The organism is Citreicoccus inhibens, assembly GCF_019039035.1.
GTDB lineage: Bacteria > Myxococcota > Myxococcia > Myxococcales > Myxococcaceae > Citreicoccus > Citreicoccus inhibens.
In genome coordinates, this window is the sequence record NZ_JAHNZT010000082.1 from 1 (window position 1) to 6,517 (window position 6,517).

The window sequence follows — 6,517 nt, forward strand, 5'->3', positions numbered from 1 at the left end:
CTCATGGCCGAGGTGGATGCCTACCTGGAAGCGCGCAACGCGCAACAGACGTCAAGTCCGCTGCTGCGCGTCGCTCCCACTCGACGCGCAGCATGAGACCATTCGAGAATCACGGTTCGTCGTTTAGGCGTAGTAGCCCGCCCGGGACACCTCCAGCACACGGCACAGCATCGCCACCGGGTAGTTTGCCTTCTCCTCCTGGATGGCCGTGAACCTCACGTGCTCTCCTTGGCGAAGAAGGACGCCGCGTTTTTTAGTATCTCCCGCTCCATCCGCAGTTGGCGCACCTCGCGGCGCAACTGGGCGAGTTCCTCCTTCTCACCCGTCGTCAGAGCCTCGGACGGCCCCTGGCCCGCGTCCGTTCGGGACTGCTTCACCCAGGTCTCCAGCGCGCTGCGAGTCAGGTCCAGGTCCTTGGCCACCTGCGCCCGGGACTTGCTCTCTTCCAGCACCATCTTTACTGCCCGGGCCTTGAACTCTGGCGTGTACTTCCTTCGCTCGCGTCTCGGCATCGTCGTGGACATCCTTCGGTCACCTCATCTCCGGTGTCCACAAAGCCCGGGGAGGCTCAGGATTCCCGGAAATGCCGAGTGCGGAGCCCTCCCCGTACGCCGTCAGGCCAGCTTCCCCTCGCACTCACTGCGATGAGCGCGCACGTGAAGAGAGCCGGGCCTGCCGGGTTGCGGCCCACCTGGATGTGTGCCTCGGCACCGGACTGGGGAGAATCAGCCGCCCGCTGAATCCGGCGGGGGCTACGGAGCGCAAGTGCGCCCGCGCAGAGCCCTCCCCAGCGCGTGCCGTTCGAGCACCCGGTCCGAGCATTCTCGACCCCTACGGGCTCGACAGCGTCGGCTACCAGGGCCTCGGCAGCCTGTGTGAGGTCGGACTCCACCCGCCTGCGGATTGGTGGAGGGGAGTGAAGCCCGGGCGTGGCGCCGCATCTGCTCGATGTACGCCTTGCGTCAGCAGAATTGGCTAAATGCCATGGCCTGATGCCGTTTGGCACGCCGACCTCGTGTGGCGGTATATCTTGAGTGGCGAGTCGCGCGCAGTCCCGCGTATGGGGAGCAGATGCGCACCTCGCGGCTGAATGTAGGCGGGTGGGATTCTTGGAAGGCAATTGATAGGGCGAAGGTGAATAGATCCAGTCCTTAAGTCGTCATGGAGGCCGCGCGATGAGCGCCTTGACACGCTCGACGCCCGTTTTACGTTCGCGCTACCAGAAGGCAGCCGTCCGCTGCTCGTAGTTCACTGTCCTGGCTCTTCAAGGGCCCCGGGGGAGCAATGCGCTTGATTCAGAGGCTCATCGACCTTCTATCTAGCGAGGAGGTGCCGGCTCCGCTGCGGGCTCTGGGCCTCAGTCGCGAAAAAATGCGGCTGTTGAAGGTTGAAGCTGAGAAGGCGGCGAACATGCCCCCGCGCATCGCACTCATCGGTGAGACGGGCGTGGGCAAGTCCACAACCATCAATGCTCTCTTCAACGCCGGGCGCCCGGTTAGCCACACCGAGGCTTGCACGAAAGCTGATGCCGAGGTTCGGTACACCGGCTCAAAGGGGGCGATTGACGTAGTGGATATGCCGGGCATTGGCGAGGATGTTGAGGCGGACAAGGCACACCTCGACACGTATAGGCGCGTGTTGCCCACCGTGGATGTCATTCTGTGGGTCCTCAAGGCCGACAACCGGGCGATGACCAATATTCAGCATGTGCTGAGGGAACTCGTGGTGGAGAAGGCTATTGAGCCCAGGCACATCGTCATCGGCCTCAACCAAGTAGACTTGGTGCAGCCTGGGGCGTGGAATACCACCATTAACATGCCCTCACTTGAGCAGGAGGAGTCAATCAATGCGCGCACCCGCGATATCGAGCAGAAGCTGCGGCGCGTGTGTGCCCTGCCTGAAGAGCGCGTGGTCCCCTACTCGGCGATAAAGGCCTATGCGACTGAGCGTCTGCTGCAAGCGATGATTGATGCTTGTGACCGCAAGCGCCAGTGGGCTTTGTTTGACCGCGCTGACTGCGCCGATTTTACCAGCCTTGTGGACCCCACCCTGCTGAAGTTGGCGGGCGGGAACTAGGAGCACGCCACCATGTCCTTTTCTGAAGATGAGAACGTCCGTCGCCTACGGCAGGGGCTCAATCAGCAGAGCGAGTGGCGACTCAAGAGTCGGAGGGCTGCGACGGAATCGTTGGCCGAATTCCTCATGGGACTCATACGGCCATTCGTAGATGAGGTTGCTAGGGTCGCGGTTTCAGCCTTTGGCAATATCTTGGATTGGATTCGAGCTCTCTTCGCGGAGCGCTGACAGAGGAAATGGCCCGTTCTCACGGCGTCGGATTCATCGCCGTTTGCATGGGCCTGGTGGGCTGGTGCGGACCCAGAACCCATAGCTCCTGGCGAGGTGTCTGGTCGACTCATTCGTTCGACGACTCGCACGCCAATCTCCCCGCTCCCTCGTCTCTCGAGCCTGCGCTCGTGCTGGCAGGCGAGGACGACGGCCCTGGGCTTCTCTGCGTGCCCGCAGCTGGTGCGCTCGGTGTCGAAGGATTCCTTCCGGTGGGTAGCGCCTTGCGCTTGATGGGGTGAATCGGCCCGACGAGTTCACGCTCGTGTGGGAGGGGCGTCGGCGCGCCGGGTAGAATCTTGAGGTCGGAGGCCAACCGCTCCTTGGCCTCGCGGGCGAAATTTTGGCCATCAGCAGATGGGCGTCGCGGGCGAGGCTCCGGGCGAAGATGCTGTTCTGCTGGAATGGCTGATGCACCATCGTCTGAGGTATGAGGGGCAGGTGCGCGTCCCAACTCGCAACTGTGAGGATTGGGTGGTCGCGCCTGCGAGATGAAGGGGAGGTGCCGACATGTGCGTCCTGTCCAAAGAGCGGGCACACGTGTATGAGGCCTTGGTGTGGGACAGGTAGCGCCATCGAATGCCTGCTCCACTGGGATGCCAGTGCACATGAGGATGTTGCTGGCGTATATGCCAACTGGTCCCGTGCCCCTCTGGACATAAGGTGGCGTTCTGGGGGAGTGCAGCCCTTTGGCTCCTCCGCCGTAGGTGTTCGCTATCTCCCCGCCATCCGCGAGTGCGTCTCCCGAAGGGCATGGGGCGCGCTGTGGGCGGACGAACTGGAACCGGCTTGCACTCTCCGGCCTAGACCCCTCTATACTGCTGGTCCAAGGTTCAGGGGATTCCCGCGCGAGTCTGCGACGGGATGGGGTAGGCCGCTCGAAGGAGGTCGTTGTGGCGAAGCGTCAGGACTATGGGTTCGCGCAGTTTCTCCAGTCTATGCAGCCTGCGGATACGCGTGTCTCAACGCAGGCACGGAACACCGTAGTCCCTGCGGCTGCTTCTGTCCCGCGGGACACCTTTGATCTTCTCGATGCAATGAAGCCGGTCATCAGTTTGCTGCTCAGACACGAGGAGCTTCCTGTCTCTGAGTTGATGAATCAGAGCGGGCTGGAGTGGAGCCTCTTCCGAAATGTGCTGGATTCGCTTCAGTCGAAGGGACTGACGGAGTTCACCAAAGGCAGCACTCCAGAGCGAGTCCGGCTGACCGAGAAGGGCGCCCTGCTGAAAGATGTGATTGGTTGACGCCTAGTGGCATCGCGCAGGTCCCGGGGGGGACGCCTTATGGAGTGGCTTTTGTATTCGGCTGCAGCTTCCGTTGGAGGCGCGGTTGGAGTGGGTGAGCTTGTCTCTCGTTATCGAGATATGCCATTCAAGGCGGTGGCCAATCGTTATGCGGTCTTCTACATTGGCCTGAATGCGGTGGCTTCTGCGCTTGCGTTGCTAGCCATCCTCTCCCTTTCAATCGACTTTGGCATGGGGGCGGGGAATGCTTCGACGAAGCAGGGCTTAGTTCAGATGGTCCAGGTGTTGGTGGCGGGCTTTGGGGCGATGGCGGTGTTCCGCTCGTCGGCGTTTGTTGCTCGTATTGGTGATCAGGATGTTGGAATTGGTCCGAGTGCGTTTTTGAATATTTTGTTGGGCTCGACAGATCGTGCAGTGGACCGCCACCGTGCAAAGGCCCGAGCTGAGTGTGTGGCGAAGTCCATGAAGGACGTCTCCTTTCTGCAGACCAACGTAGCGCTACCTACTCTGGCGCTCGCGTTGATGCAGAACCTTCCCAAGGAGGAAGGTGAGAAGCTTGCGGCCGAGTTAGACTCCCTTCGCAAGGACGAGACCCTCTCGGATGGGACGAAAAGTCTCTGCATGGGGCTGGCCCTGATGAACGCTGTGGGAGAGGGGGTGCTGACTGCGGCCATCGACGCGGTGAAGACCACTCTTGAGGCGGACGCAGACCCAGCCTTGCTAGCTGCTATGCAGCAGGCAAAGAATCTACAGGATGCCAAGGGGGGCGCTCCGTCCTCCTCCGCTGCCGCCCCTGAAGTCATCAACTTCTTGGTTCAGGCCGTTGGGGCTCTGCCCCCGCCCAAGAAAGAGGAGGACCGGAAGGCATTGAAGGTGGTTGTCGAGACTGCGAAAGAAGTTGCTGAACAGCTTAGAAAACCCAAGCCGCCGCCCGCAGAGTAGTTCCCTTGCCACAGCGAAGTCTCAGCTCTGAAGGAGAGTGGTGGAGTCCTTCGGACCAGCGTCCCTAGGTGTCGAGGTTTTCGGTGAGCGTCAAGGTAGGTGGCGCTTAAGAGGCTTCATCCAACTGGCTCAACACCATCTGCCACCGACTCGCATTGCGGAGGACCACGCCGGCGAAGCTCGACCCTAGCCAGGCGCTCGATGCCATCATTCGGAGGGCCAAGAGGCGGGCAGGCGATCTTCCAGAGCTGAGTCGCCACACCATGGACTGGGGCCTTAACCCGGGCCGGACTCTTCCGTCCGGATTGGCTGGCTAGTTGACATAAGCCACCGTCTAAGGTCCACCCCTTTAAACATCTTGTTTGACGTAGTCGACGCTGCCGGCAGCGAGCACGCGTGACATCGCGACCTGCCGGCGCACCTCACGGCCTGGCGCGTAGCCCTTCTTCTGCCTTGGCTTTGGCCCGCGAGGATGCTTGAGGAGTATCCTCGGGTCGACTTGCTTGGCCATTTCCACCAGCGTCCTGGCCAGCTGGCCTGCTGTCTGACTTTCATATGGAAGCCAGACTTCCTCCGGGATGGCAGCCTTCAGTCCACCGTAATACTCGCGCAGTTCAGTCGCGATGTAGAAAACGGAGACTGCCTTCTTGCACACTGGATGCGCGGTTGTCACTGCCGCCTGCAGAAGGGCCAACACGTCGTAGGCCACCAGTGCGACACAAAATCCAAGCAGGGCGCCCCGGGGAGAGCCAAGGCCTCGCACCTCGCTTTCAAGGACAGCTTCCAGACGTCCAAAGAGGCATTCAATCCGCCAGCGAGCGCGGTACAGTCGGGCGAGGGTTGTCGCTGCCTTGCGGCCCGCTGGAACGTTGGTCAGCAGTCGGATGAGTCTCTCGCCGTCCTCGGTTGGCGTATCGAGTTCAATCTCGATGCGACGAAGCCGCAACACGCCGCTTTCTCCATCCGGAATGGACACCGGCTGTTCGAATACCGTGCCCGTTTCGATGCGCCCCACTTTCCTTCGCGGGCGTTCTGCCGTCGGTGCGGGATTGCGAGCATGCTCTCGCACCAGCAAGAAGGCGTCGCGGGCGGCGAACGCCTGGAGAATCGAGCGCGTGCTGAACCCCCTGTCCGCCACCCAGAGGTGGCCTGCCTCGACTTGCGGCAGGAGGTGCTTCAGCAGAGAGCGCTCATGGTCATGAGCGTCCTCCCAAGGCAGTACATCGGCTACCAAGTCCAAATCCGGGTCATACAGCACGAGAGATTGGCCCGGCATTGCGGCTCCCCGAAAGCCACGCAACGCAGACAAACGCTTGTCGCTCGCCGGCAAGTCATTGCCGTCCACGATTCGGACGGGTCGTGTCCCTATAAGTGTGTAGTCGGCGAGCAGGGCTGAGCGGGAAAGAGGGAAGCTCCTCGGAGAAACCAACCGAGACGGTCCTCCTTTGGCGAGGAGGCCGAGGAGTTCCCTGAAGTGGACGATACCGAGTTTGCCGCGCCCTCGCACGAGGAGGTGCGCACCGACGTGCGCGCGCTCTTCCTGGGAGCCATCCGCATGACGCTGGAGATGTTGCTGGAGGAGGAGATTCGGGGCCTGGTGGGCGCGGGGCGCTGGCAGCAGGTGGCGGGGCGAAAGGACCAGCGCAATGGCAGCTACCTGCGTGGCCTGCTGACGTCCATGGGGCACCTGGAGGTGGCCGTGCCCCGAACGAGGGCGAGCGGCTCCGCGGAGGCCGTGCTGGGCCGCTACAAGCGACGCAGCGAAGAGCTCGACGAGGCGATTACCAGCGCGTACGTCCAGGGTGTCTCGACGAGGAAGATGGGCCGAGTCACACGAGCGCTCATGGGCGAGGAGGTTTCGCGCTCGACGGTGAGCCGGGTGACGAAGTCCCTCGAAGAGAAAGTGGAAGGCCTGCGCACCCAGGCCTTCCCCTACCTGTACCTGGATGCCACCTTCCTGGACGCCAGGTGGGCACGCGCGGTGAAGA

Annotated in this window: 5 protein-coding genes and 1 pseudogene; 4 read left to right on the forward strand and 2 right to left on the reverse strand. The window is 62.0% G+C overall.

Annotation, left to right across the window (positions count from 1 at the left end):
• Positions 1-126 precede the first annotated feature (126 nt).
• A pseudogene (locus KRR26_RS35930) lies at positions 127-512 on the reverse strand (transposase); the annotation flags it as partial.
• A gap of 778 nt (positions 513-1,290) precedes the next feature.
• Here KRR26_RS35930 and KRR26_RS35935 point away from each other — a divergent pair.
• From KRR26_RS35935 to KRR26_RS35945, 3 genes are all read left to right on the forward strand, one after another.
• A complete protein-coding gene (locus KRR26_RS35935) occupies positions 1,291-2,076 on the forward strand; it encodes a GTPase family protein (RefSeq protein WP_217082124.1) in 786 nt (261 codons plus the stop codon).
• A gap of 1,160 nt (positions 2,077-3,236) precedes the next feature.
• Positions 3,237-3,587 (forward strand): winged helix-turn-helix domain-containing protein, encoded by a 351-nt coding sequence (locus KRR26_RS35940; RefSeq protein ID WP_217082125.1) that lies wholly within the window; start codon positions 3,237-3,239, stop codon positions 3,585-3,587.
• Positions 3,588-3,677: 90 nt separating this feature from the next.
• On the forward strand, positions 3,678-4,529 hold the full coding sequence (locus tag KRR26_RS35945; protein ID WP_217082126.1) for a hypothetical protein: 852 nt from the start codon (positions 3,678-3,680) through the stop codon (positions 4,527-4,529).
• A 349-nt stretch (positions 4,530-4,878) separates the two neighbouring features.
• Here the strand turns inward: KRR26_RS35945 and KRR26_RS35950 are convergent, their stop codons facing one another.
• A complete protein-coding gene (locus KRR26_RS35950) occupies positions 4,879-6,036 on the reverse strand; it encodes a transposase (RefSeq protein ID WP_328707277.1) in 1,158 nt (385 codons plus the stop codon).
• Here KRR26_RS35950 and KRR26_RS37235 point away from each other — a divergent pair.
• Positions 6,004-6,517: transposase (locus KRR26_RS37235; protein WP_328707278.1), on the forward strand; the 514-nt coding region annotated here is incomplete at its 3' end. The two genes, KRR26_RS35950 and KRR26_RS37235, sit on opposite strands and share 33 nt — an antisense overlap.